The sequence below is a fragment of the Vibrio sp. V30_P3S12P165 genome (assembly GCF_009904905.1).
Lineage (GTDB): Bacteria > Pseudomonadota > Gammaproteobacteria > Enterobacterales > Vibrionaceae > Vibrio > Vibrio fujianensis.
In genome coordinates this window covers 138,183-160,024 of sequence record NZ_WXWH01000030.1, presented here as the reverse complement: position 1 = coordinate 160,024, position 21,842 = coordinate 138,183, and the positions used below count along the sequence as shown (strand labels likewise).

The window sequence follows — 21,842 nt, the reverse complement described above, 5'->3', positions numbered from 1 at the left end:
GTTTCTGTATAATGCGGCGTATTTGAGAGCGGTGCTATGTTTGACATTCTCTATACTCATCAGGATTTTTTAGTAATTATTAAGCATCCTAATGTCTCAGTTCATAAAGATGATGGTGAAGTCATGTTGTTGCAAGAAATTGCAAAAAAAACCGGTGATCACCAACTCTATTTAGTTCATCGGCTTGATAAAATGACATCAGGGCTTTTGTTATTGGCTCGCAGCTCTGGGGCGGCTCGATTACTCTCGCTTGCTTTTGCACAGCGAGCCGTTGAAAAGTTTTATTTAGCAATTGGTAACCGTAAACCGAAAAAAAAACAGGGATTGATCAGCGGTGATATGCAACGCTCACGCCGGGCGAGTTGGAAGTTATTAACTTCACAGGAAAATCCAGCTCGTACACAGTTTTTTTCTTTGCCAGCTGAACCCGGTGAGCGACTATTTTTATGTAAGCCGCATACGGGAAAAACTCACCAAATACGAGTGGCTCTAAAGTCGATTGGATCAGCGATTATTGGTGATCCGATTTATAACTCAAGCAGTGTGTCAGATAGAGGTTATCTGCATGCATTCGGCTTGTGTTTTGTTTATCAAAATCAGCGTTTTGAATTTATCAGTGATCCCAGAAAAAATGCTCATCTTGGTGATAAATGGAATCACCCTACCGTCTGTCAAGGAATTGATACTTGGCTGACTCCTTGGTTATTAAGTTGGCCCTCACTCTCTAATGAATAATTTATGAATATCACAGCATTAAACCAATTTTTTACAGAATTACATCAACAGCTTGAAAACGCGCCTAATGAAGTTCGTCGCTTATTTCATGGTCGTGGTCGAAAATGGCTAGGATTGGAACAGCTGACCGCAGACTGGTTACAAGGCCAATTGGTCGTGACGTTATACAAAGAGGTCGATGCCAAATATCTGCAAGTTTTAACACAAGGTTTAATGGCATTAGCCAATTCAACCTTGTGGCAAACGAAAGCGGGACAGTGCATTTTATTACAGTATCGGTATGCTAATGGTGCCCCTTCACAGGTGATCGTCGGGGAGTTAAATACCCATCCTATCGTGCAAGAAAACGGTTTATCCTATCAGTTAACCGTTGGCACGAATCAAAATATGGGGTTGTTTTTAGATATGCGTTTGGGCCGAGAGTGGGTGCGTTCCCAATCTGAGCATAAAACGGTACTCAATCTTTTTGCTTATACGTGTGGTTTTTCAGTCGCGGCAATTGCTGGCGGGGCGGATAAAGTTGTCAATGTTGATATGGCAAGAGGTTCGTTAGCCAAAGGTCGGGAAAATCATAACTTAAATGGGCACTCTCTCAATCAAGTCAATTTCTTGGGGTACGATATTTTTAAATCATGGCGGAAAATTACCCATTCAGGCCCTTATGATTTGATCATTATCGATCCACCTTCGTTTCAAAAGGGCAGTTTTGCGCTAACAAAAGATTATCAGCGTATATTACGCCGTTTGCCTGAGCTGTTGGCGGAGCAAGGGCAAGTTCTTGCATGTGTTAATTCACCAATGGTCAGTAGTAATTTTTTAATTGATGGCATGAAACAAGAAGCGCCACAACTGAATTTTCAATATCGATTAGAGAACCCGCCAGAGTTTGCAGATATTGATCATGAGGCCTCATTAAAAGCCCTTGTCTTTCGTTGATCTTTTACTCCTGTTGATGGCTGGAGGGGTGACGCAGAGTATGGTAGCCCGAATACAGTCGAGTCAAGGTGGTTAGCCAACAAGCAGCGCCAAATAAATAGGCAATTAAAGAAAAACTGTTAGGAAACAAGCAAAACAGTACAAAGCAGGCGATGGTTTCCGTTCCTTCGGTTAGTCCCCCCATATAATAGAGCGATTTATGGGGGTAGCTTGGGTTGATAATATCTCGTTTGCTAGCCATGATAGCAAAAGAAAGGAAGCTACTGCCTGTACCAATAAATGAAAAAATCAAAAATGCTCCAGCAACCGCATTCGCTTCTGGGTTTGCGAGGACGAATCCAAAAGGAATTAATGCATAAAAGAGGAAGTCGAGGCTAATATCGAGAAATCCTCCCGCATCCGTTAAGCCTTGTATACGAGCAACGGCACCATCTAGTCCATCACAAATACGATTGATTAAAATTAATAATAATGCCAACAAATACTGTTCAAATAATAATGCAGGTAAGCTTAAACTCCCCAAGAGAAAACCAAATACGGTGATTTGATTCGCAGTAATATTCACCGAGTCAAGAATGTGTGCGAGTTTAGAGAGAGGCCACCGAACAGCAGGAACGGTATAGCGATCAAGCATGAGTTATCTCCTTTGGCCAGTGAATGATGCGATCACAATGAAGCACATCCTCAGCATCATGTGTCACCATTAAGGTTGGAATTTGCCAGTGACGCAGTTGCTCGAATACCCAGTCACGAAATTGATCGCGGAGGGCTTTATCTAGCTTGCTAAATGGTTCATCAAGTAAAGCGAGTTTAGGTTTTGCTAGTAGCATACGCAGTAAACTGATCCTAGCTTTTTGGCCGCCCGAGATCTGTTGAGGGAAAGCGTCGGCTAAAGAGGTTAACGAAACGTCTGCTAATGTATACAATGCTATTTCTTTTCTTTGTTGGCCTTTTATCGTGTTAGGGAGTGCAAAAGCCAAATTTTCCCATACACGTAGATGAGGAAATAGTAAGTCGTCTTGAAATAATAGACCAACGTTGCGTTGATAAGGCGGTTGTGAATTTAATCGGCATCCATCAAGTATGATCTCCCCTGAAAAAGTGAAGGCCGGATCAATGTGACCTGCAATGAGGCTGAGTAAGGTCGATTTTCCACAACCACTTGGCCCCATTAAGCTGACTATTTCACCAGTGATTATGCTGAGATTAAATGATTCTAACAGGATTCTGCCAGCACGATGTTGGAGGGATAAATCATGCAAATAAAAACTCATAACATTTTACTTCTGTGATGCTTTATATGTCGTTGGTATGAATAACCCCGGCTGACTATAATGGCAAGTAAGAAAAAGAAGAAGGGTAGTAGCGTTTGCCATAATGCGTAAATGGCTATCACGCGGCGATCAAAACCACTGGAGAGCGTAACGGCTTCAGTTGTAATGGTTGTAATTCGCCCAGCACCTAACATTAATGTTGGTAAATATTGAGCCAAACTGACACTCACACCAACAGCCCAAGCATAACCGATGGCAGGAATGAGAAGTGGAATTTTGATGCGCCAAAAGATATGCCAAGGTGTTTTACCCAAGCTTGCGGCTATTTTGTTGTAGTCGAGTGGATAGCTTTTCCAAGGCCCAGCTAACGCCAGATAGACAAAGGGAAAAGCAAAAAATAGATGTCCCCAGATGACCCACAGCCGATAACTGTGTGCGGAAAAGAGCAAGGTGATGATTTGTAAACCAAATAATAATGAAATGGGGGGGATTAATAATGATAATACCAAGATATAGGTCGGTATTGAAGACTTGGCCTTTAAGTGATATTCATGAGTAATAAGCGCAAAAACAAGCGCTAAACTACCACTGATAAAAGCTATTTCAATACTGTTATAAAGGATAGGCACTAGAGTAGACCACTCTAATTGCCAAAATTGTAAACTCAGTTGCTGTGGCCAGAGTGCTGGGAATGGCCAGCGTTGGGTCAAGCTCCAGATCAGCATGATGGGAATCATTAGCAAGAAGGTATTCGCTAATATAATCAGTAGTGGTTGACCAGCAATCCAGTGTTTATGCCGTCCTGACCACATCCATCGTCGGTAACGCTTTAAAAGAAAGTACTCGATTAGCGTAACGACACCTAGCATTGCTATCGCAGTAAACATCAACAGCATGGCACCGGCAGCGGCGCGTGGTAGTCTTTGTAAATCAGGATCAGAAAACCACTGCCATACTAATACGGCGAATGTTGGTGGCGTATTAGGCCCCAAAATTAAGCTCATATCGACAACAGATATGCCATAGCAAATCACCGCAAAAAGAGGAAAACGCATTTTGCTTAGCCATAGAGGGAAGATGAGCTTTTGCCAAGTTTGAGGTGGTGAATAGCCTAAAGAGGCTCCCGTCGAAAGTAAAGATGATACGTTGAGTTGCTGTAAAATGGGTAGGCTCATGAAAAGCAAAAACGGCACTTCTTTAAAAGTTAACGCAAGCGTTAGCCCTAATGCATGAGGATCATGCACTAACCATGTGCTATTTTGTGTACTCATTAAATCATTTGTTATTAAGTGCAGAAGTCGTGCAACCATCCCGGTGGGTGAAAACAGAAAAGCAAAACCAATCGCGAATGCGACATGAGGAAACGCGAGTAAAATCGAGAGTAAGTTTTCAATTCGGTACCAACGTTTTTGATTCCAGAAGGTTGATAAAATAGCAAAGCTAACGGCTAATGCGAGGTAGGTGCTTATTAATGCAGAGCTGATCGATAATCCTAATGAGTGGGAAAGACCAGCCCACTGTGTTAGTTCAATAAACCCGGTAAGATTGATTTGATTAAGTCCTAATGCAGGAATGAAAGAAAACGCCGAACTCACCAGCCCCAGAACTCCCGGAACAATAGGCGCAATGCAAATAAAAATCGCCGAACAATAACCAAATCGTAACATCATGAATAATGGCTACTTGGCTTGGCCATAGCGTTTTTGCCACGCTTGAGCGAGTGCGGTTTGCCAACTGGGATGAGGCTCAGCGATAGATGGATAACGAATTGAATTGTATGGTGTTGTCTTTAAGTACTGAGCTTGAATAACACTGGGATCGCCCCAGATCGTTAAGTCGCCTTTATGAGATTGAGCTTCGGCACTGAGTAAAAAATTGATCGTGACCAGTGCGCCAGGTTTAGCCGTGGCATTCCAAGGTATCGCTAAAAAATGGATATTGGTCAGTGCTCCCATATCCATCGCATAACTGGCCGTGTTTTTTGATAATTTTCCAGATGCCTGTGCGGCATAAACTGCATTCGGATTAAATGTGACAGCGAGATCAATCTGTTTATCATCTAAGAGTTGAATCATTTCTGCAGAACCTGAGGGAAATTGTTTACCACTTCGCCATGCGACAGCGTGAAGATTATCTAGGTAATTCCATAATGGAGCGGTAATAAGAGGAAATGAAGCATCATCAACCGGCAGAGCCAGCGATGGATCATGATGGGTTAATTCAATCAGTAATGCTTTTAGAAAGCTGACACCGTGGAATTCAGGAGGGCGAGGGTAAGTAATGCGATAAGGGAAGGCTTGTGCATAACTTAACAACTCTGCAAAACTTTGTGGTGGATTATTCAATCTGTGACGATCGTAAATAAAAACTAGCTGCCCAACGCCCCATGGCGCTTCTAAACCTTCGGTCGGTTCTGAAAAATCTTCATTAACGGGTAGTGACTGATCAACCAACTGCCAGTTTGGAAGCTGTTGAACAAAAGGGCCGTATAATAGGTGGTTAGATTTCATCGACTTAAAATTAGCCCCATTAATCCAGACTAAATCGACACTTCCTAACTTATTTTGTCCTGCGGTTTTTTCTGCGATTAATCGACTAGTCGTTTCTGCAATATCGGTGACTTTAACGTGGACAAGCTTTACCCCATATTGAGTTTTGAGTTGTTGAGCCGCCCAGCGAAGGTATTGATTGACTTCTTGGCTTCCACCCCAAGCATGAAAATAGACGGTTTGTCCTTTTGCGTCTTCAACCACCTCAGACCAAGATTGTGCTTGAGCAAAAAAAGAGAGCAGGCAAGCGAGGCAAAATGAAAGCAGCTTTCTCATAGTTATCCTAATTAACGTAATGATTTATCACTTATTATGGATGAAAAATGAGAAAAAATCTTATCGATGATGCATCTGATACTTAAAAACTGAATCATGCAGCGATCGATAAGGTAGAGCTTATGAAGATGGCAGCATGGAGCTGCCATCCTTTATGCTATTGAACCCAATTATGTTATTGAACCCAATCGCGTAGAGTAAACGTTAAGGTATGAGCATCATTTTTTAGAATTAATGTATTATCAGAAAGGGTAACATGGCTCCAATCTGAGAGTGATTGAGAAACGGTTTGTTCCGTATCCATCGCGTCACCAATACACATTTTCATGGTCATGCCCATTTTTTCAATACGGAACTGATTGTTTTTTAACTCAGCTTGGCCAAAGAAATTATTGCAACCTGCATTTCCACTTGCCATCATGTTTTCGCCAATTTCAAGACGTGGTATCTCATTATGCTCATTCTTAACCCACTGTTGGCCATCAATATGGGTTAGTTGCCAATTATGATGCTGTAGATCATCTACGGTTATTTGTGCTTGGTCAACATTACTTACGCACGCAGTAACCAAAACAGGTAGAGCCATTGCAACCAATAAAGTTTTTGCGCTAAGCTTCATTTATCAACACTCCCAATATGAAAAACTTGGTTAGTATAGTTAATCAAACGTGGTTTCTGTCAAAATAAAGTCATTGGTTGGTCAATAGGAAATGATAAAGGAGCCTCTATGGAGCAATTAGAGTTTTTCCAAATTCCTAGTCCGTGTATTGGCGTATGTGTTGTTGATGATAAGGGATATTGTCAAGGGTGTATGCGTAAGAGAGAAGAACGCTTTACTTGGTTAGAGATGACCCCAGCTCAACAACTACACATTATCCATCTTTGTTGTCAGCGTTATCAGCGGAAAAAACGTGCCAGTGATGTTAAACATTCACTTCAGGTTGAAATGGATAACCCACAGCATGAATTGTTTTGAATGAGTCATTAAACGCTATGACATTCATGCTCATAAACCGCTAGATGGCAACTATTTCGTTACCCAACGGTCACTGACCCAACCACCTGCATGTTCGTCAAAATGAAGACCAGAAAAAATCCGTTTTTTTTCTGGCTTTTGGGTTGGATGGGCATTTTTTTTATTAAGAAGGGTTTGAATATAGTCGGCCATTGGATCAGTGGTAGTTGATTGATGACGATTAGCGACTTCTTTTATCATTTGAAGACGATAACTTGGGCTGGTGCGTTTCATTGGTGGTCCTCCGAATGTGATCAAGACTACATAATAAGGTAGAACTTGGTTAATTCTTAGTCAACACAGTCTATGCCATATATTTTCTAATCCAATTCAAATAACTTATCTTTCCTTCTATTTTCATTGATAAATCTGTTCTTTAGTGTGGGGAAATTAATTGAGCCATCGAAAGAGCAGGGCGGAAACGGCCAATACGCCACTGACAAAAATAAAATAGGTACTGAAGCTTTTTTTATAAGCCTGTAAAAATGGCACTTTGTACACGGCAACCATTGGCATAATAAAAAGAATAATAGCAATGACTGGGCCAGATAATGCTTCCATCATGCCCAAAATGCTCGGATTCAGAATGGCGGTTATCCAAATAGTGAGAAAGAGAAAAATAATACCGACCTTATCGGCAATCGAATAAGAAAGACGGGTATGTTTGGTTATGAGTCCATTGAGGCTTTCTCTTGCACCAAGAAAATGTCCTAAGAAGGAAGACGTAATGGCAATAAAAGCAATAAATGGCCCAAATGCTCCAATCAGTGGGTTATGCGTTACGTTAGCAAGGTAGGAAAGTATAGAGAGATTTTGTTTTTTAGCTTCTAACAATTGATCGGGTGAAAGGGTTAAAATACAAGAGAATACAAACAATAAGACAAAAGCAATCAGTAATAAACTGGTACGTTTGAGGATTTGCTCTGATTTGAGTAATGCGTTTTGTTGATAATGGCGACGCTGGATATGAGCAAAACTTGATATGGCTGCTGCATGGCTAAAGGAAAAAATAACCACAGGAATTGCTAACCATAAAGTTTGGGTAAATTCAGTGAGATTAGGAAGCGTGAGTGAAGGCATATTCCAACGTGGTATGAGATACAGTGATAACGTGAGTAATATTGCGGCTAAGGGGTAAACCATCACAGCAAACGCACGTAGCATCACTTTTTCTCCACCTAACATAATTGAAAAGAGGATCAACACTAGAAAGCCGGAAAGTAATACTCGAGGTGGCGGAGTGACGGCTGCTTGGTGAACAAGAAAGCTCTCAACGGTATTCGTTAAGCCAACCCCATAAATTAGTAAAATAGGAAAAATAGATAAAAAATAGAGCCAAGAAATAGTACGACCAACTTTCACGCCAAAATGTTCTTGAATTACATCAGTAAAATCTCCCTGATTTTGTTGGGAAGAAAGTACAAAGCGAGCTAAGCCACGATGAGACAAATAAGTCATAGGGTAAGCGAGCAAGGCTAAGATCACTAAAGGCCAAAATCCTCCCAATCCTAAATTGATCGGTAAGAATAAAATTCCAGCGCCGACAGCGGTACCAAATAGGCTCAGTAACCAATACGTATCGTGTGTATTCCATTCGGGATTATTATTTGTAGTGCTGAAATTTAGAGTTTTGGCAGATTCTTTCACTGAATGTAAAACCATATTCAAATCTTAATTCTAATTACGTTACCATAAATAGATAATATGGTCATTTTGGCTTGGTAGTTAAATACACTATTTTATTGCTGATTTTAAATTCAATGAAACCGGGTTAATGTCTTTTTCATAGTTTTTTGTCTTGTTTTTATGGTTTATTATTGGTTTTATATTCTTATTTTTGTTGTTTTTTTAGATGACGTAATGTGTTATGCGGTTGTGAGTTATTTAATTGGCTTGAGAGGAGCGTTAAAATATCGCACAATCGATTTCTTTCACTCCGAAAGGCTCAGACCCTAAATTATGTTTGCTAACTTCCGCTCTGAACTGATTTTGATCATCACAACCATGCTTGCTGCTGCTGGGTGGGTGTTTTCCAAGCAGGCAATCGAAGGTTTACCGCCATTTGGCTTTATTGGATTACGCTTTGTGACCGCGTCGTGTATTTTAGCCCCTTTTTGCTTTTCTGCATTCAAACAGGCAACCCGTCAGGATTGTTTTAAAGCAATGGGGGTGGGGCTGTTTTTGGGCGGCTCAATTTTTTGCTGGATATATGCGATTTCAATCAGTCCCACACTGGGTGAAGGCGCATTTATTATGAGTTTATCCATGTTATTTGTACCACTCCTAGCATGGCCTTTGTTTGGCCTTAAACCAAACCGAGCGTTTTGGCTTTCATTACCGGTTGCTGTGCTTGGACTTTTTTTGCTTTCTTGGAACGGCGCATGGCACATAGCACCTAACCAACTATGGTTTCTTATCGCTGCATTTGGCTTGGCTTTGCATTTTAATTTTAATAGCCAATGCTCAGCGAAGTTACCTCCCATGCTATTGACCACATTACAGTTGTTTACTGCCGGTATGGTGGGTTTATTATTATCGTTTTTCTTGGAAGCTTGGCCGCAGACGATAAGCTTAGGAACTTGGAAATGGTTTACACTAAGCGTGTTGTTAGCGACCAGTTTACGTTATTTAATGCAGACAATCGGACAAAAAAAAGCACATCCCGCGAATGCAGCGTTGTTGATGCTGTTAGAGCCCGTGTGGACCTTATTACTCAGCGTTTGGTTTTATCATGAAAGCCTGCCGTTTAATAAAATTGTTGGATGCAGTTTATTACTTGCAGCGCTACTGCTTTACCGGATACCTTGGATACAACGCTAATTAGCTTACTACTTTGCACGGAGTGAGTAGAGGACGGGCTAGATAGGGGATTTTTTAGTGTGTAAGATACGACTTATCGATAAAAACGTTTAATTATGCTATTTGGCGCGGATACAGACTTTTTGATGTTTTATCGATTTATTTAGAAGTAAGGACGACCTTACCGCTCTATTGTCATTCAAGGGACGGCCCTATTGATAACAGAGGTCGAATTATGGCTTGGTTGATACTTTTTATTGCAGGTTTGAGTGAAGTGGCTTGGGCTGCAGGCCTTAAATATACCGAAGGGTTTAGTAAGCCTGTCGCTTCAATACTTACTTTGGCTTGTTTAGTGTTAAGTTTTGTTTTGTTGGGTTTATCATTAAAAACCTTACCGTTAGGGGTAGCCTACAGTGTGTGGGTTGGTATCGGTGTTGTAGGAACGGCTATCGTAGGTCTGGTCTTTTGGGGAGAGCCCGTTAGCATGGTAAAAATTGCAAGCTTAGGATTGATTGTGCTAGGTATTATTGGAATGAAATTTGCGTCTTAACGTTTTGTTGAACCAAATAAAACGCAGTGCTGAGGCACTGCGTTTTGCAATTATAATAGCAATATAGACTTACAGAGCGGTTACTTGAGTCGCTTGTGGGCCCTTTTTGCCTTCTTCAACGTTGAAGCTCACTTTTTGGCCTTCAGCTAAAGTTTTGAAGCCATCAGAAACGATAGAATTAAAGTGTACGAATACATCTTTACCGCCGTTATCTTGAGAAATAAAACCAAAACCTTTAGTTTCGTTGAACCATTTTACTGTACCAGTCGTATTACCAGACATAGTCACCTCTATATATCTTAAGTGTTAATTGAATTAGTTTTTGGCTGAGACAAGCTATTGAATGGTCGATCTAGGTGCAGTTGACACAGGTATAACGAAAGGTTTCGCGACTTGTATAACACTAAACTTACACTGAATTTACATTAACAACTCTTCTTTAAGAGCCGAGTGATACTATACACGGAGTAATTTAAATAGCTAGCACTATTTTTTTATTATTTGAATTTATACATCTCAATGATTATGGATGAGAGCGAAATATGGTACGCATTAGAAGTAGCAATAGACAGTGAATGTTACAGGACGAGATCTTCTCGTCCTGCTCAATTGTTAATCCGCTTTTTTTACCCGAATTTTACTTTTAGCGAATAACGTTAAGTTAAGTGCGCTGATGGCTGATTTTGCTTCATCATCATTTGGCATCGTTACAAAGGCAAAACCTTTTGATAGACCAGTTTCTTGGTCAAGGACTAAAGTACACTCGGTCACTTGTCCAAAATCGGTGAAGAGTACTCTTAACTCATGCTCAGTCGTGGTACGAGCAAGGTTTCTAACTAACAGTTTCATGATAATTGATCTTGTATGGATTGACATACCATTGTCGCAGCTAATGGTTCAGAAACCAAGACAATCCCAGTAAATGTTATTTGGCACGTTCTGCTTTTTACTTTAAGTTTCTGCTTTATTACTTTAAATAGTGTTCAACATCAGGGCAAGAACAGATAAGGTTACGGTCACCATAGACATTATCAACCCGGTTAACGGTTGGCCAATATTTGTTGGCTTTAACATGGGAAGATGGAAAACACGCTTGTGTTCTTGAGTAAGGATGTGACCATTTGTCTTGTGCTAAATCAATCAATGTGTGTGGGGCATTGACCAATGGATTATCTGTGATCGACCAATGGCCGAGTTCGATCTGCTTAATTTCTTCGCGAATCGCTATCATCGCCTCACAAAAGCGGTCCAGTTCGGCAAGACTTTCTGATTCTGTTGGTTCAACCATGAGAGTGCCTGCGACGGGAAAAGACATCGTTGGTGCGTGAAATCCGTAGTCCATCAGGCGTTTCGCAATATCTTCCTCGCTAATCCCAGTTTGCTCTTTAATGGGGCGGATATCAATAATACATTCATGAGCGACTCGTCCATGTACCCCTCGATAAAGAATAAGGTAATAAGGCCGTAAACGTTCCATGATGTAATTTGCATTCAATATCGCCAATCGAGTCGCTTGTTCAAGGCCTTGTGCTCCCATCATGGTAATATAAGCCCAAGAGATAGGGAGCAGGGAGGCACTGCCTAAATGTGCAGCCGATACTGAAAAATGCTCGCCATCCCCGCCTTGTTGAATATGACCCGGAAGGAAAGGCGCTAAGTGGGATTTTACCCCAATCGGTCCAACACCTGGGCCGCCACCGCCATGAGGAATGCAGAACGTTTTGTGCAAGTTCAGATGAGAAACATCAGAGCCAATAAAACCCGGCGACGTTAAGCCAACTTGCGCATTCATATTCGCCCCATCCAGATAGACTTGCCCACCGGCAGCATGAACCTGTTCACAGACTTGGCGGACCTGTTCTTCATAGACGCCATGTGTAGACGGGTAAGTAATCATAATGGCAGAAAGGTGGTCGCGGTATATGTTAATCTTTTCTGAAAGATCGCTCAGATCAATGTTACCAAGACGGTCACAGCGCACGACAACAACCTTCATAGATAGCATGGATGCTGTCGCAGGGTTTGTACCGTGAGCTGAACTGGGAATTAAACAAACATTGCGATGTCCCTCGCCACGGCTTTGATGATAACGTTGGATCGCAATTAGCCCCGTATATTCACCCGATGCGCCTGAATTGGGCTGTAAAGAAAAGGCATCATAACCGGTGATTTCACACAATTTATGTTTTAGGTCATCAGCTAACGCAGCATATCCAGCAGCTTGTTCTTTAGGTGCAAATGGATGTAACGACGCGAATTCGGGCCAAGAGATAGGGATCATTTCTGCTGCCGCGTTTAATTTCATGGTGCAGCTACCCAGTGGAATCATGCCATGTGTCAAAGAAAAATCTTTGTTCTCTAATTGTTTTAGATAGCGCATCATCTGCGTTTCAGTATGGTAGGTATTAAATACTGGATGCATCAGATAGTTGGATCGTCTCTGACATGAGTGAGGAATGGCGGCGAATTCATTTTCGGCAATTTTAGTCGATAGGTCATCAATCGATGCTTCGACCTCAAAAAGAGCAAATAAGGTTTTAATGTCGGCTAAGGTCGTTGTTTCATCAAAACTGATCCCTAACTGATGCGGCCATTTTCGCAAATTGATATTGGCCTCCAAAGCTAATTGGTAGTATTTTTCTGTTGCATCGCCGGTCTGGAGCGTCAAGGTGTCAAAAAAAGTATGCTGAGCCAATTCGTATCCGGCTTTTGTCAGTCCTGCCGCAAGGATGGCAGTATAATGATGAGTTCGACGAGCAATTTTTTTAAGCCCATCTGGACCATGATAGACCGCATATAACCCAGCCATATTGGCTAATAGAGCTTGTGCGGTACAAATGTTGGAGGTGGCTTTTTCTCGTCGAATATGTTGCTCTCGGGTTTGCATCGCCATGCGCAGTGCTTGATTGCCTTTGCTATCAATAGAGACTCCAATTACTCGCCCAGGCATGGTACGTTTATAGGTTTCACGTGTAGCCATAAAAGCTGCATGAGGGCCGCCATAACCGATGGGGACACCGAATCGTTGCGCGGAGCCAATTACCACATCAGCCCCCATTTCTCCGGCCGGTTTAATCACGGTGCAAGCAAGTAAATCGGTGACGACGGTGACTAGGGTATTTTGAGCGTGGGCTTTGTTGATAATTGCAGTTAAATCACGCACTTCTCCTGTCGTGCTGGGGTTTTGTAACAGAGCGGCAAAAGCTGGTTGCTGGGTCAAGCTATCAAGCGGGCCGATTTGCACATGAAATCCAAGAAAAGCGGCTCGTGTTTTTACTACCTCAATGGTTTGAGGATGGACATCATCGGCGACAAAAAAAGTGTTGTGTTTACTTTTCCCAGCTCGGTGACAAAGCGTCATCGCCTCTGCTGCTGCTGTTGCTTCATCGAGTAACGAAGCATTAGCAATCTCCATCCCTGTTAAATCAATGATCATTTGTTGGAAGTTAAGCAGCGAGGCTAATCGACCCTGAGATATTTCTGGTTGATAGGGGGTGTAAGCGGTATACCAGCCAGGATTTTCCAAAACATTGCGTAAAATGACACTGGGTGTGAAGGTATTGTAATACCCTTGACCAATAAAAGTTCGCTTAAGCTGGTTTTGTTGAGCAAAACGTTGGAGATGGGCGAGCATTTCTGCTTCACTTTCTGGCTCTGAAAGTGTGAGTGGTGCCGTTAAGCGAATATTTTTAGGAATGGTTTGCGCTATTAATTCTTCAAGGTTTTTCGCTTGAACCACATCGAGCATGCTGGCTTGTTCTGCTGTATTCGGCCCGTTATGACGAGCGATGAATTCATTCTTGGGTTGTAAGCTGTCAAGCAGTGTGGTCATTTTTCTTTACCTTTTAAAATCGCAACAAGTGAAGTTCGTTGAATCAGCGCCGATACCTCAAGTCCACAATCAACAAAGCCACCCATGGACAAAGGTCGCTTTATCGTTGATCTATCATAAGTTAATTATTCTTCTTTATTCTTCTTCGATGGTGAGGAGATATTCATCCGCATCTTTAAGATCGTCGAGTTCTGCGGGGTCTGATAGCTTAATTTTAGCAATCCAGCCTGTATCATAAGGAGATTCATTGATGAGCTCCGGGCTATCAGAAAGTTCATCATTGACTTCAATAACGATACCAGAGACCGGAGCGTATATATCGGAAGCGGCTTTGACTGATTCAACTAAAGAAAAGCCATCACCTGCATCACATTCACTGTCTATGTCAGGTAATTCAACAAAAACTACATCACCGAGCATTTCTTGCGCATGTTCAGAAATACCGACCGTTACTGTCCCATCACCGTTATCACGAACCCACTCGTGGCTATCGGTAAATTTAAGCGTTTTATCCATTTGTGTTGTCTCCTGTATACGGTTAAATACTCAACGGATAGAGAGTCATAACGTTCTCTATTTTCTTGCGTGATTGGCTGTTAAACCAACCCCAAGTTTGCAACAGCTAGGTGAGAACTTTTGCGCTATCGATCACCGAATCGATAGGAATTTTATCTACTAACAAATTAATAACATACTATTTCATAAATAGGCGTTCAATTTAAAAATTTTTTATAAGAAATCTCAGGCTGTTTTTTGTTACAGAAAGCACATTTTAACGACATAACAAGGCGTTATTTGAATTCCGGATGCCCCATGTACAACCAGTTCCCTTGTTTAATGTTGTTTTGTTTGATGTTGTTATCAACGGGTGAGTAAAATGTATTGAGTGTCTAATCATAAATATTTTATGGTGTTTAAGTTGGTTATCGATTGAAAAATAAGGCTTCTTAGTTCAGTGAATTCAGTTAAATGTGATCTTGGTGTTAAATGTAATGCATATTTATGAGTAAAGGTTGTTGGCCATGAACAATCAGCGCATTCTATTTATGATTGAAAATGTTGACTTGATCGCGCTTTTTGCGCGTTGATTTTTGAATTAAACGTCATGGAGATAGCAATGGCTCTGCAGACTTTTCACGATCTTTGCGTGACTCCTTTACACGCTATGCATTTAGCAATGGGCGCTAAAATGGTTCCTTTTGCCGGTTACGCTATGCCCGTTCAGTATGCTTTAGGCGTTAAGAAAGAGCATTTACATACACGACAAGCGGCTGGATTATTTGATGTTTCTCACATGGGGCAATTACGCCTATCTGGCTCAAATGCTGCAAAAGCGTTAGAAGCATTAGTTCCGGTTGATGTGATAGATCTCTCCATCGGCAAACAGCGTTATGCTTTATTCACCAATGAACAAGGAGGCGTTTTAGATGACTTTATGATTGCCAACTTAGGTGATCATCTGTTTTTAGTGGTTAATGCTGCCTGCAAACAACAAGACATTGATCATATACGCACTCATTTACCCAGTGATGTCATCGTTGATGTCGTCGATGATCGTGCATTATTGGCACTGCAAGGCCCGGCTGCGGCAAATGTATTGGCTCGTTGGCAACCTAAAGTACATGAATTACATTTTATGGATATTCAGCAAATGGAAATCAACGGCATTGATTGCATTGTTAGCCGTAGTGGTTATACCGGAGAAGACGGCTTTGAAATTTCTTTACCTGCTGAACAAGCGGTTACCTTTGCCTCAACATTAATGAATGCCGATGAGGTTGAATGGATAGGGCTTGGCGCTCGAGACTCACTTCGTCTCGAGTGTGGATTGTGTTTATACGGGCATGATTTGGATCAAACGACCACCCCGGTTGAAGCCGGTTTAATGTGGGCGATTTCTCCAGCACGCCGTCATGGTGGAGCAAGGGAAGGTGGTTTCCCTGGCGCAGAGGTGATTTTGCATCAAATTGAAAGCCAAAGGGTGACTCGTAAACGGGTCGGATTAGTGGGAGTAACGAAAGTCCCCGTTCGAGAAGGCACGGAACTATTTGACGAAAAAGGAAATAAAATTGGTGTCGTTACCAGCGGAACGGTTGGGCCGAGTGCAGAAAAACCGATTGCCATGGCTTATGTACGCAGCGATTGGGCGGTTATTGATCAAACGATTTTTGCAGAGGTTCGTGGAAAGCGGATCGCGATGCGGGTGGTTAAAATGCCTTTTATACCACAGCGTTATTTTCGCGGTTAAGGATACCAAGCAAGGTATAACGGCTTGCTGTGACAAACGATAAAGGTTTAGCAAACCAATAGCCTTGCAGGTAATCAACTCCCATCGTTTCGAATGCTTGCTGCATGTTTGCGTTTTCTATCCCTTCAATCACGACAGCCATGCCTTTGGAATGGCACAATTGGATAATAAAACTAAGGTACTGTTCTGAGACTGGATTGATCAGCGTTTTTAAAGCCATCGTACGATCAATTTTAATTTGGTCGAGTGGCAAATCGAAAAAGCTATAGATTGAACTTAAACCAGCACCAAAATCGTCTAATGAGAGTTGAAATCCCATCTCATTCAGTGTGTTTAACTGGCGGATTGCATGACGATTACCATCTAAAATGACAGTTTCGGTCAGTTCTAACACAATTAACGACGGAGCAACACCGGCCGCATCAGCCATCATTTTGATATTGACAGGGAAGTTACTGTTTAATAACTGTAAAACAGAGACGTTAATATTGATCCGAGTGCTGACGCCATGGACAGCATGATACTGGCTGATAAATCGACAAGCTTGTTCAAACACTTGGTAACCTAACTCGGTAATCAACCCTTTTTTTTCAGCTAAAGGGATAAACTCATCAGGATAAATTTCACCGAACGCCAGCGAACTAACGCTTCAAAGCTGGCTACCTTGCCGGTCTTGGCCTCAATGATCGGTTGAAATTTCACCGAAAGCGAATGTTGGAATAATGCTTCTTTTAGCCCTCGCTCAATATAAAAAAATCGATCAACGGCTTGTTGCGTTTGACCGCTATAAATTTCAATTCGAGAATCACTCTTTTCTTCCGCATATTGGCAGGTTCGAGAGGCAATATTAAGAATTTGTGCGGCATCGTGTTCAAGAGAGAAATTGGGATAAACCCCAATATTCATTTTATCTCCCAAAAGGTGCCCTTGTTCTTGAGCAGACTGAGCATAGCGTTCAAGAATGGTATGGCATAGCGCTTGAAGCTGGGTTTGATTCTTTGATGAGCGGAGCAAAATAGCAAAATCATCAGTGCGCACTCGATAAAGAGTTGCGTCGTAATGTATTAACGTGCTGAGCGCTCGATTCATATGGTGAAGTATATGTTGGATAACATCGGAACCATAGTGGTTAAGGTAGGATTTGATATCTTCAACTTGAATATAAATCAAGGTTGCTTGAGGTGAGGTGGCATGGCATTTAATGTCATTAATATCACGCAGTAGTTTGGTTGTGTTGGCCATTCCAGATGCTGAATCATAAAAGGCGGCTTGATGTAAAAAAGAGTTCAGCTTTTTTTGATCAGAAATATCACGGTGGCTACCGACCATAAATCGCTCCCCTTGATCGGTCTTGGTGACTGCAGTACCGAGAATCCAGCAATATTGGCCATTTTTTCGCTTGACTCGATACTCTGTGGTAACTCGTGATTCTTGTTCTAAATGCTGCTTTACGCGTTGTTCAAGTTTTGTTCGGTCAATTGGATGAACGATGGATAGCCAATCCTGATAAGAAATTGTGGAATGATAAAACCCAAATTGGTCATAAAATTGGGGGTTATAAACGGTCATGCTTCCATCAACCCCCATGTGAAAAACTCCTTCACTGAATAGGTCAAAAATATGAATTAGACGATGTTGTTGATACTTAAGAAAGGTGTGCTGGTTTTTGGTTGAAGAGCCTTCTGTTAACAACATATTAATACACCGAGGGGTTTGACCATTGTAGGTAACCTACTATAACGCCAAGTAAAATTAGGCTCAATGAATCAATTTTAAACAACATCCTCGTTTATGGCATGCGTTACTTTAGCTTTGAGGTACAGTGGCTTCATTGCGATAAGCTTGTGTTCCCCAGAGTGGCACGGTTGATAAACTATGCTTGAAGCTCCCTGATGTTTCTTTGGTTGAATAGGATAGATAAAGCAGCGTTTGATTTTCTGAGTCATAGATACGGCGGACTTTCATTGATTTAAAGAAAATGCTTTTGGATTGCTTAAAGACCACGTCACCGGATTTACTTTTATCAATTTTGGCGATCATCTCAGGCGTGATTTCGCCGGTTTGACGACATGAGATAGAACTGTCACTCGGGTCTGCAAGGCTTAAGTTAGCTTCAATCGAGGCAATATGGCAGGTAACCCCAGTCACAATTGGATCATCTAACGATGCAATTTTAATATCTTTCATTGTGAATAAACCAAGCGACACATCGCCCACTTCGTTATTATCACATCCTACAAGTAATACAGATAAGCCAAGGGTTAATGCTATTTTTTTCATATTGATACTCGCTAAGAGGCTGTTCTTCGAATGGAGTGATGATAGCAGTAATGAACAAGAAAGGTAGGGGAGAATTATGCTAAGATAGCCACAATACCGCGGTTGATGTTGATAGTGAAGGGCTCATTATCGATGTCTCGCTTTCATAATAAGAAGTATCACCTTATGACCCACGTTTTTGTCGATCTTGCTATGCAAGCCATTGTGGATAAAAAAAACAACTGGCTTTGTCAGCATGTCAATGTGTTATATCCAACCCCAGAGAGTATTCAAGGACGAGATCTTTATCTATCGCTCAATAGACAGCAGCAGGTTACTCCACTGGCATTCAATACTCAGCATGGTATTCATCTAAATAATATTTATTTAGTTGATTTTCATCGCTTGACGATTATGTTTGCATTACTTCAGGCATCACGTTGTCCACAAGAAGAGCAACGGGCATTGCTGGTGGAATTTTTTACGCAAATCATTTATTCGTCACCTTGTTCTCTATTTTTAGGATTTGTGGATACACAACCAGTAGCGGCTGCCTTGTTAACCGAATGCGAACAAAGTGTATTGATCTCCGATATCGTCATTCATAATCAGAAGGTTTTGGGAACACCGAATGATTTTGCTTGTGCCGTGTTCGAAAAATGGCTCGAAGGTCGTCCATTTAGTGGCCGTCTATATATTGAATCAGAGTTGCCAACGAGTGGGCAAGAAGAGTGACATAGCTTGAAGATATAAGCATCGGTTGGGTCATCTTACTTGATTCTGTTAACTGTATCATTTTGTTATGCATCTATCCGTATACACTTTTGAGTAACAGGAGGTGTAATATGGAAAAAGCAAAGTTTCGCTGCGTGATATTTGATTGCGAAGGAACCTTAGTTGATAGTGAACGTTTATGCTGCATGGCTTTAGTTAAAGTGTTTAATGCATTAGGTGCGCAATTAACGTTCCAGGATGTGGCTCAGCATTTTTCTGGAGGGAAAATTGCCGATATTTTATCAGATACACTAGAATTAGCAGGAATGAGTGCCGATCTCGATCTGTTAGAATCCCGCTACCGACAAGAACTTGAGTCTATTTTTATGACACAACTTAAAGCGATGCCTGGTAGTGAATTTTTATTGCAACAGCTTGACAAGTATCAGATTGAATATTGTGTGGCTTCCAATGCCCCTTATGAAAAAATGGTCAGTTGTCTCTCTCGGGCCGGATTGGCAGAGCGCTTTGATGGTAAAATCTTTTCAGCTTTCGAGGCAAACAGTTGGAAACCTGAGCCCGATCTTATTCGCTATTGCGCCATGAATATGGGGTTTTCTCTTGATGAGTGCGTTTATGTGGATGATACAGCAAAAGGCGTGAAAGCGGGAGTCAGTGCAGGTGTTGCCACATTTCAGCTTCAGCCACTCAGCTCATTGAACCATTTTCATCATCCTAATGTTCAATTAATAAGCCAATTGGATGAGCTGATAGAGTATCTATTCTAAGTCAAATAATGCTGAGGATGTCATGAGTAATGAAAGCTTTTGTATAGTATTAACGACCACCAACCGGCCAGAAAATGCTCAGTTGATGGTTCAATCTTTGCTCTCTAAGCACTTATCTGCTTGTATACAGACCTTACCTATTCAGAGCCATTATCGCTGGAATAATGAAATTTGTTGTGACGATGAAATTTTATTGATTATAAAAACGCGTATAGCCTGTTATCCAGCGCTAGAGGAGGAAATCATTCGTTTACACTGCTATCAAATTCCTGAAATTATACAGCTTCCAATTAGCGAAGGATTTGATCCTTATTTATCTTGGTTAAATCAACATACTCAGATCAATGAACAGTAGCATCTGCATTGTATCGACCGTTACTGGGTAAATCGATGTGGGTTTTTGTGGCACTGCCAATTCAGGATGATCAGTGCTGTGATGCCACCTAATGTATCGCAAAGCATATCTTTTTGCGCATCCCAAATATCACCTTGTGAACCTAAAAACGCTAAACCTTCCTCGCCACCCGCAAGCTCTGCATACCACCATTCAATAATTTCATATCCTGCAGCGACGCTCATAACAGAAAAAAGTGCAAATAAAGTGGCGATCATCCGGTTAGCTAACTGTCGGCGCAATAACCATTCGGCGATGGGGTAGGCATATAAACCAATCGCAAAATGTGCGACTCGATCAAACTGATTGCGAGAAGAATGAACAAGCTGATTAAACCAATCAAAAGGAACCTCAGCAAAGGTGTATTTAGCACCAATTGTATGCAATGCCAACCAGATAAAAGCAAGTAAGTAAGCTGTTTTACTTAACGTATGGTAGTACGAGAGCCACCATAAAGCCGATAGGATTAATATTGCTGGTAAAATTTCAGCAATCCATACCGCATGGGAAGTAGGAGCTATTGCCGAAAACAGGAAAATAGGTAAATAAGCTAGAGTAAATAAAGCGATGGGTTTGGATAGTATCATAACGATTTGTATTCCCTCATCAACATCAGTAATTTCCTTGTGAACAGTGTTCAATTGGTATTTTACTTCGAGTAAGTGTTAGACAGCAAGAAGGGTTTTACCTCGTTTTATTCGATAAGCGGCTAAGAAACAGAGCCGAGTTCAAAAACTGACAATCTAGATAGGATGGTACTCGACAAATCCTTTACTTTAGCTTTGAATATATAGCATACAGGCAAGGATGGGGATCGCATGTCACATACACAAGCATTGAGCACAACCTTTCAATCGTATATGGAAAATCCATTATTATGGCCCATTTTGGAAGTGCTAAAGCGCCAACCTTCGGGCTGGAAGGTGCACACCTTGGCGGCACATTTAAGCGAGCAAGGGTTAATGCCAGTTTTGGATGCGACTGGAGAGAAAGATCTTTTTAAGCGCAATTTTTTGATTATGAATGCTCTGTACCAGTTACAAGAGATGCTCTACCCCAAAAGTTGGCTTCAGGTTGAAGCGATGGACATTGCTTTACGCCCGATGTTTCGTCATGCGCAATACGTGATTGATGATCATGATCCACTACGAGACTATTACACCCACTGGGAGCACTACGAAGCAAGTGAAGGGGAAGTTAGACGTTTATTGAATGAGTTTTGGACTCGCTACCAACGTTTTGTGGGCGGGGAGAGTATTAAAACCTTAGATCGTGCTAAAGCATTGCGTTTGTTTGAATTAACAGAAGAGGCTTCCTCTTTTGAAATTCGAAAAACTTGGCGAAAACTGGCACTGCGCTGGCATCCAGATCGGGATAACGGTAACGCAGAGCGCTTTCGAATCTTATGTGCTGCATGGAACGTTTTACGCCAAGAACCAGAAGCTTAGTATTGAGCCGTCACGCATCTTTATG

General features: G+C 41.6%; 23 protein-coding genes and 1 pseudogene. 10 read left to right on the top strand and 14 right to left on the bottom strand.

All coding sequences use genetic code 11. The annotated features are described in order from the left end of the window. The first annotated feature begins 36 nt into the window (after window positions 1–36). Window positions 37–735 (top strand): TIGR01621 family pseudouridine synthase, encoded by a 699-nt coding sequence (locus tag CAG57_RS06380; protein WP_099612353.1) that lies wholly within the window; start codon window positions 37–39, stop codon window positions 733–735. 3 nt (window positions 736–738) lie between these two features. Continuing rightward, window positions 739–1,671 carry a class I SAM-dependent methyltransferase gene (locus tag CAG57_RS06375; RefSeq protein WP_161433755.1) on the top strand — a complete coding sequence of 311 codons (933 nt, stop codon included), beginning with the start codon at window positions 739–741 and terminating at the stop codon, window positions 1,669–1,671. A gap of 4 nt (window positions 1,672–1,675) precedes the next feature. Here the strand turns inward: CAG57_RS06375 and CAG57_RS06370 are convergent, their stop codons facing one another. From CAG57_RS06370 to CAG57_RS06350, 5 genes are all read right to left on the bottom strand, one after another. Continuing rightward, a complete protein-coding gene (locus CAG57_RS06370; RefSeq protein ID WP_099612355.1) occupies window positions 1,676–2,305 on the bottom strand; it encodes a CDP-alcohol phosphatidyltransferase family protein in 630 nt (209 codons plus the stop codon). Beyond that, on the bottom strand, window positions 2,298–2,945 hold the full coding sequence (locus tag CAG57_RS06365; RefSeq protein ID WP_099612356.1) for an ATP-binding cassette domain-containing protein: 648 nt from the start codon (window positions 2,943–2,945) through the stop codon (window positions 2,298–2,300). The genes CAG57_RS06370 and CAG57_RS06365 overlap by 8 nt, the downstream gene beginning before the upstream one ends. Continuing rightward, window positions 2,942–4,615: an ABC transporter permease gene (locus CAG57_RS06360; RefSeq protein ID WP_161433757.1), complete on the bottom strand. Its 1,674-nt coding sequence runs from the start codon at window positions 4,613–4,615 to the stop codon at window positions 2,942–2,944. The genes CAG57_RS06365 and CAG57_RS06360 overlap by 4 nt, the downstream gene beginning before the upstream one ends. A gap of 9 nt (window positions 4,616–4,624) precedes the next feature. Next, complete coding sequence (locus CAG57_RS06355) at window positions 4,625–5,770, bottom strand: ABC transporter substrate-binding protein (protein WP_161430958.1); 1,146 nt, start codon at window positions 5,768–5,770, stop codon at window positions 4,625–4,627. A 175-nt stretch (window positions 5,771–5,945) separates the two neighbouring features. Then, on the bottom strand, window positions 5,946–6,389 hold the full coding sequence (locus tag CAG57_RS06350; protein WP_099612359.1) for an META domain-containing protein: 444 nt from the start codon (window positions 6,387–6,389) through the stop codon (window positions 5,946–5,948). A gap of 108 nt (window positions 6,390–6,497) precedes the next feature. Between CAG57_RS06350 and CAG57_RS06345 the strand changes: the two genes are divergently transcribed. Next, entirely contained in the window at window positions 6,498–6,746 is a 249-nt protein-coding gene (locus tag CAG57_RS06345; protein WP_161430960.1) for a DUF1289 domain-containing protein, read from the top strand. A 51-nt stretch (window positions 6,747–6,797) separates the two neighbouring features. Here CAG57_RS06345 and CAG57_RS06340 read toward each other — a convergent pair whose 3' ends face one another. Both CAG57_RS06340 and CAG57_RS06335 read right to left on the bottom strand, forming a co-directional pair. Continuing rightward, window positions 6,798–7,019 carry a hypothetical protein gene (locus CAG57_RS06340; protein ID WP_099612361.1) on the bottom strand — a complete coding sequence of 74 codons (222 nt, stop codon included), beginning with the start codon at window positions 7,017–7,019 and terminating at the stop codon, window positions 6,798–6,800. A gap of 156 nt (window positions 7,020–7,175) precedes the next feature. Then, on the bottom strand, window positions 7,176–8,432 hold the full coding sequence (locus tag CAG57_RS06335; protein WP_337247026.1) for an aromatic amino acid transport family protein: 1,257 nt from the start codon (window positions 8,430–8,432) through the stop codon (window positions 7,176–7,178). Window positions 8,433–8,744: 312 nt separating this feature from the next. Between CAG57_RS06335 and CAG57_RS06330 the strand changes: the two genes are divergently transcribed. Then, complete coding sequence (locus CAG57_RS06330; RefSeq protein WP_161433788.1) at window positions 8,745–9,605, top strand: DMT family transporter; 861 nt, start codon at window positions 8,745–8,747, stop codon at window positions 9,603–9,605. A 214-nt stretch (window positions 9,606–9,819) separates the two neighbouring features. Further along, a complete protein-coding gene (locus CAG57_RS06325) occupies window positions 9,820–10,134 on the top strand; it encodes a DMT family transporter (RefSeq protein WP_161430429.1) in 315 nt (104 codons plus the stop codon). A 69-nt stretch (window positions 10,135–10,203) separates the two neighbouring features. Here the strand turns inward: CAG57_RS06325 and cspE are convergent, their stop codons facing one another. The 4 genes from cspE to gcvH form a co-directional block, all read right to left on the bottom strand. Next, window positions 10,204–10,416 carry a transcription antiterminator/RNA stability regulator CspE gene (gene cspE / locus CAG57_RS06320; protein ID WP_099612363.1) on the bottom strand — a complete coding sequence of 71 codons (213 nt, stop codon included), beginning with the start codon at window positions 10,414–10,416 and terminating at the stop codon, window positions 10,204–10,206. 330 nt (window positions 10,417–10,746) lie between these two features. After that, window positions 10,747–10,983: an RNA recognition motif domain-containing protein gene (locus CAG57_RS06315; RefSeq protein WP_099612364.1), complete on the bottom strand. Its 237-nt coding sequence runs from the start codon at window positions 10,981–10,983 to the stop codon at window positions 10,747–10,749. A 118-nt stretch (window positions 10,984–11,101) separates the two neighbouring features. Beyond that, window positions 11,102–13,966 (bottom strand): aminomethyl-transferring glycine dehydrogenase, encoded by a 2,865-nt coding sequence (gcvP, locus tag CAG57_RS06310; protein WP_161426864.1) that lies wholly within the window; start codon window positions 13,964–13,966, stop codon window positions 11,102–11,104. A gap of 135 nt (window positions 13,967–14,101) precedes the next feature. Continuing rightward, window positions 14,102–14,482: a glycine cleavage system protein GcvH gene (gene gcvH, locus CAG57_RS06305; RefSeq protein ID WP_161433949.1), complete on the bottom strand. Its 381-nt coding sequence runs from the start codon at window positions 14,480–14,482 to the stop codon at window positions 14,102–14,104. Between the two features lie 601 nt (window positions 14,483–15,083). On the opposite strand from gcvH, the gene gcvT reads away from it, so the two are divergent. Beyond that, the gene (gene gcvT / locus CAG57_RS06300) at window positions 15,084–16,214 is read left to right on the top strand and encodes a glycine cleavage system aminomethyltransferase GcvT (RefSeq protein WP_170886921.1); all 1,131 of its coding nucleotides are present in this window, start codon (window positions 15,084–15,086) and stop codon (window positions 16,212–16,214) included. On the opposite strand, the pseudogene CAG57_RS06295 reads toward gcvT, so the two are convergent. Both CAG57_RS06295 and CAG57_RS06290 read right to left on the bottom strand, forming a co-directional pair. Further along, window positions 16,186–17,909 (bottom strand): annotated as a pseudogene (locus CAG57_RS06295) (EAL domain-containing protein). The gene gcvT and the pseudogene CAG57_RS06295 sit on opposite strands and share 29 nt — an antisense overlap. Window positions 17,910–18,020: 111 nt before the next feature. Next, window positions 18,021–18,494, bottom strand: coding sequence for a CreA family protein (locus CAG57_RS06290; protein WP_161439512.1), 474 nt, complete (start codon window positions 18,492–18,494; stop codon window positions 18,021–18,023). Window positions 18,495–18,659: 165 nt separating this feature from the next. Between CAG57_RS06290 and CAG57_RS06285 the strand changes: the two genes are divergently transcribed. The 3 genes from CAG57_RS06285 to cutA all read left to right on the top strand — a co-directional run bounded on the left by CAG57_RS06285 (window position 18,660) and on the right by cutA (window position 20,330). After that, window positions 18,660–19,208, top strand: coding sequence for a hypothetical protein (locus CAG57_RS06285; protein WP_237665769.1), 549 nt, complete (start codon window positions 18,660–18,662; stop codon window positions 19,206–19,208). A gap of 110 nt (window positions 19,209–19,318) precedes the next feature. Then, window positions 19,319–19,975 carry an HAD family hydrolase gene (locus CAG57_RS06280; protein WP_099612375.1) on the top strand — a complete coding sequence of 219 codons (657 nt, stop codon included), beginning with the start codon at window positions 19,319–19,321 and terminating at the stop codon, window positions 19,973–19,975. A gap of 22 nt (window positions 19,976–19,997) precedes the next feature. Further along, window positions 19,998–20,330 carry a divalent-cation tolerance protein CutA gene (gene cutA / locus CAG57_RS06275; protein WP_099612376.1) on the top strand — a complete coding sequence of 111 codons (333 nt, stop codon included), beginning with the start codon at window positions 19,998–20,000 and terminating at the stop codon, window positions 20,328–20,330. Window positions 20,331–20,350: 20 nt separating this feature from the next. On the opposite strand, the gene CAG57_RS06270 is transcribed toward cutA, so the two are convergent. Then, window positions 20,351–20,956 (bottom strand): DUF2238 domain-containing protein, encoded by a 606-nt coding sequence (locus CAG57_RS06270; RefSeq protein WP_161428290.1) that lies wholly within the window; start codon window positions 20,954–20,956, stop codon window positions 20,351–20,353. Between the two features lie 231 nt (window positions 20,957–21,187). Between CAG57_RS06270 and CAG57_RS06265 the strand changes: the two genes are divergently transcribed. Next, on the top strand, window positions 21,188–21,817 hold the full coding sequence (locus CAG57_RS06265; RefSeq protein ID WP_099612378.1) for a DNA-J related domain-containing protein: 630 nt from the start codon (window positions 21,188–21,190) through the stop codon (window positions 21,815–21,817). Window positions 21,818–21,842: the final 25 nt, after the last annotated feature.

What these genes read in the sequence shown, in the direction of transcription:
- CAG57_RS06380 (WP_099612353.1), top strand. Translation starts at nt 37, where the DNA reads ATGTTTGACATTCTCTATACTCATCAGGATTTTTTAGTAATTATTAAG.
- CAG57_RS06375 (WP_161433755.1), top strand. Translation starts at nt 739, where the DNA reads ATGAATATCACAGCATTAAACCAATTTTTTACAGAATTACATCAACAG.
- CAG57_RS06370 (WP_099612355.1), bottom strand. Translation starts at nt 2,305, where the DNA reads ATGCTTGATCGCTATACCGTTCCTGCTGTTCGGTGGCCTCTCTCTAAA.
- CAG57_RS06365 (WP_099612356.1), bottom strand. Translation starts at nt 2,945, where the DNA reads ATGAGTTTTTATTTGCATGATTTATCCCTCCAACATCGTGCTGGCAGA.
- CAG57_RS06360 (WP_161433757.1), bottom strand. Translation starts at nt 4,615, where the DNA reads ATGATGTTACGATTTGGTTATTGTTCGGCGATTTTTATTTGCATTGCG.
- CAG57_RS06355 (WP_161430958.1), bottom strand. Translation starts at nt 5,770, where the DNA reads ATGAGAAAGCTGCTTTCATTTTGCCTCGCTTGCCTGCTCTCTTTTTTT.
- CAG57_RS06350 (WP_099612359.1), bottom strand. Translation starts at nt 6,389, where the DNA reads ATGAAGCTTAGCGCAAAAACTTTATTGGTTGCAATGGCTCTACCTGTT.
- CAG57_RS06345 (WP_161430960.1), top strand. Translation starts at nt 6,498, where the DNA reads ATGGAGCAATTAGAGTTTTTCCAAATTCCTAGTCCGTGTATTGGCGTA.
- CAG57_RS06340 (WP_099612361.1), bottom strand. Translation starts at nt 7,019, where the DNA reads ATGAAACGCACCAGCCCAAGTTATCGTCTTCAAATGATAAAAGAAGTC.
- CAG57_RS06330 (WP_161433788.1), top strand. Translation starts at nt 8,745, where the DNA reads ATGTTTGCTAACTTCCGCTCTGAACTGATTTTGATCATCACAACCATG.
- CAG57_RS06325 (WP_161430429.1), top strand. Translation starts at nt 9,820, where the DNA reads ATGGCTTGGTTGATACTTTTTATTGCAGGTTTGAGTGAAGTGGCTTGG.
- cspE (WP_099612363.1), bottom strand. Translation starts at nt 10,416, where the DNA reads ATGTCTGGTAATACGACTGGTACAGTAAAATGGTTCAACGAAACTAAA.
- CAG57_RS06315 (WP_099612364.1), bottom strand. Translation starts at nt 10,983, where the DNA reads ATGAAACTGTTAGTTAGAAACCTTGCTCGTACCACGACTGAGCATGAG.
- gcvP (WP_161426864.1), bottom strand. Translation starts at nt 13,966, where the DNA reads ATGACCACACTGCTTGACAGCTTACAACCCAAGAATGAATTCATCGCT.
- gcvH (WP_161433949.1), bottom strand. Translation starts at nt 14,482, where the DNA reads ATGGATAAAACGCTTAAATTTACCGATAGCCACGAGTGGGTTCGTGAT.
- gcvT (WP_170886921.1), top strand. Translation starts at nt 15,084, where the DNA reads ATGGCTCTGCAGACTTTTCACGATCTTTGCGTGACTCCTTTACACGCT.
- CAG57_RS06290 (WP_161439512.1), bottom strand. Translation starts at nt 18,494, where the DNA reads ATGAAAAAAATAGCATTAACCCTTGGCTTATCTGTATTACTTGTAGGA.
- CAG57_RS06285 (WP_237665769.1), top strand. Translation starts at nt 18,660, where the DNA reads ATGACCCACGTTTTTGTCGATCTTGCTATGCAAGCCATTGTGGATAAA.
- CAG57_RS06280 (WP_099612375.1), top strand. Translation starts at nt 19,319, where the DNA reads ATGGAAAAAGCAAAGTTTCGCTGCGTGATATTTGATTGCGAAGGAACC.
- cutA (WP_099612376.1), top strand. Translation starts at nt 19,998, where the DNA reads ATGAGTAATGAAAGCTTTTGTATAGTATTAACGACCACCAACCGGCCA.
- CAG57_RS06270 (WP_161428290.1), bottom strand. Translation starts at nt 20,956, where the DNA reads ATGATACTATCCAAACCCATCGCTTTATTTACTCTAGCTTATTTACCT.
- CAG57_RS06265 (WP_099612378.1), top strand. Translation starts at nt 21,188, where the DNA reads ATGTCACATACACAAGCATTGAGCACAACCTTTCAATCGTATATGGAA.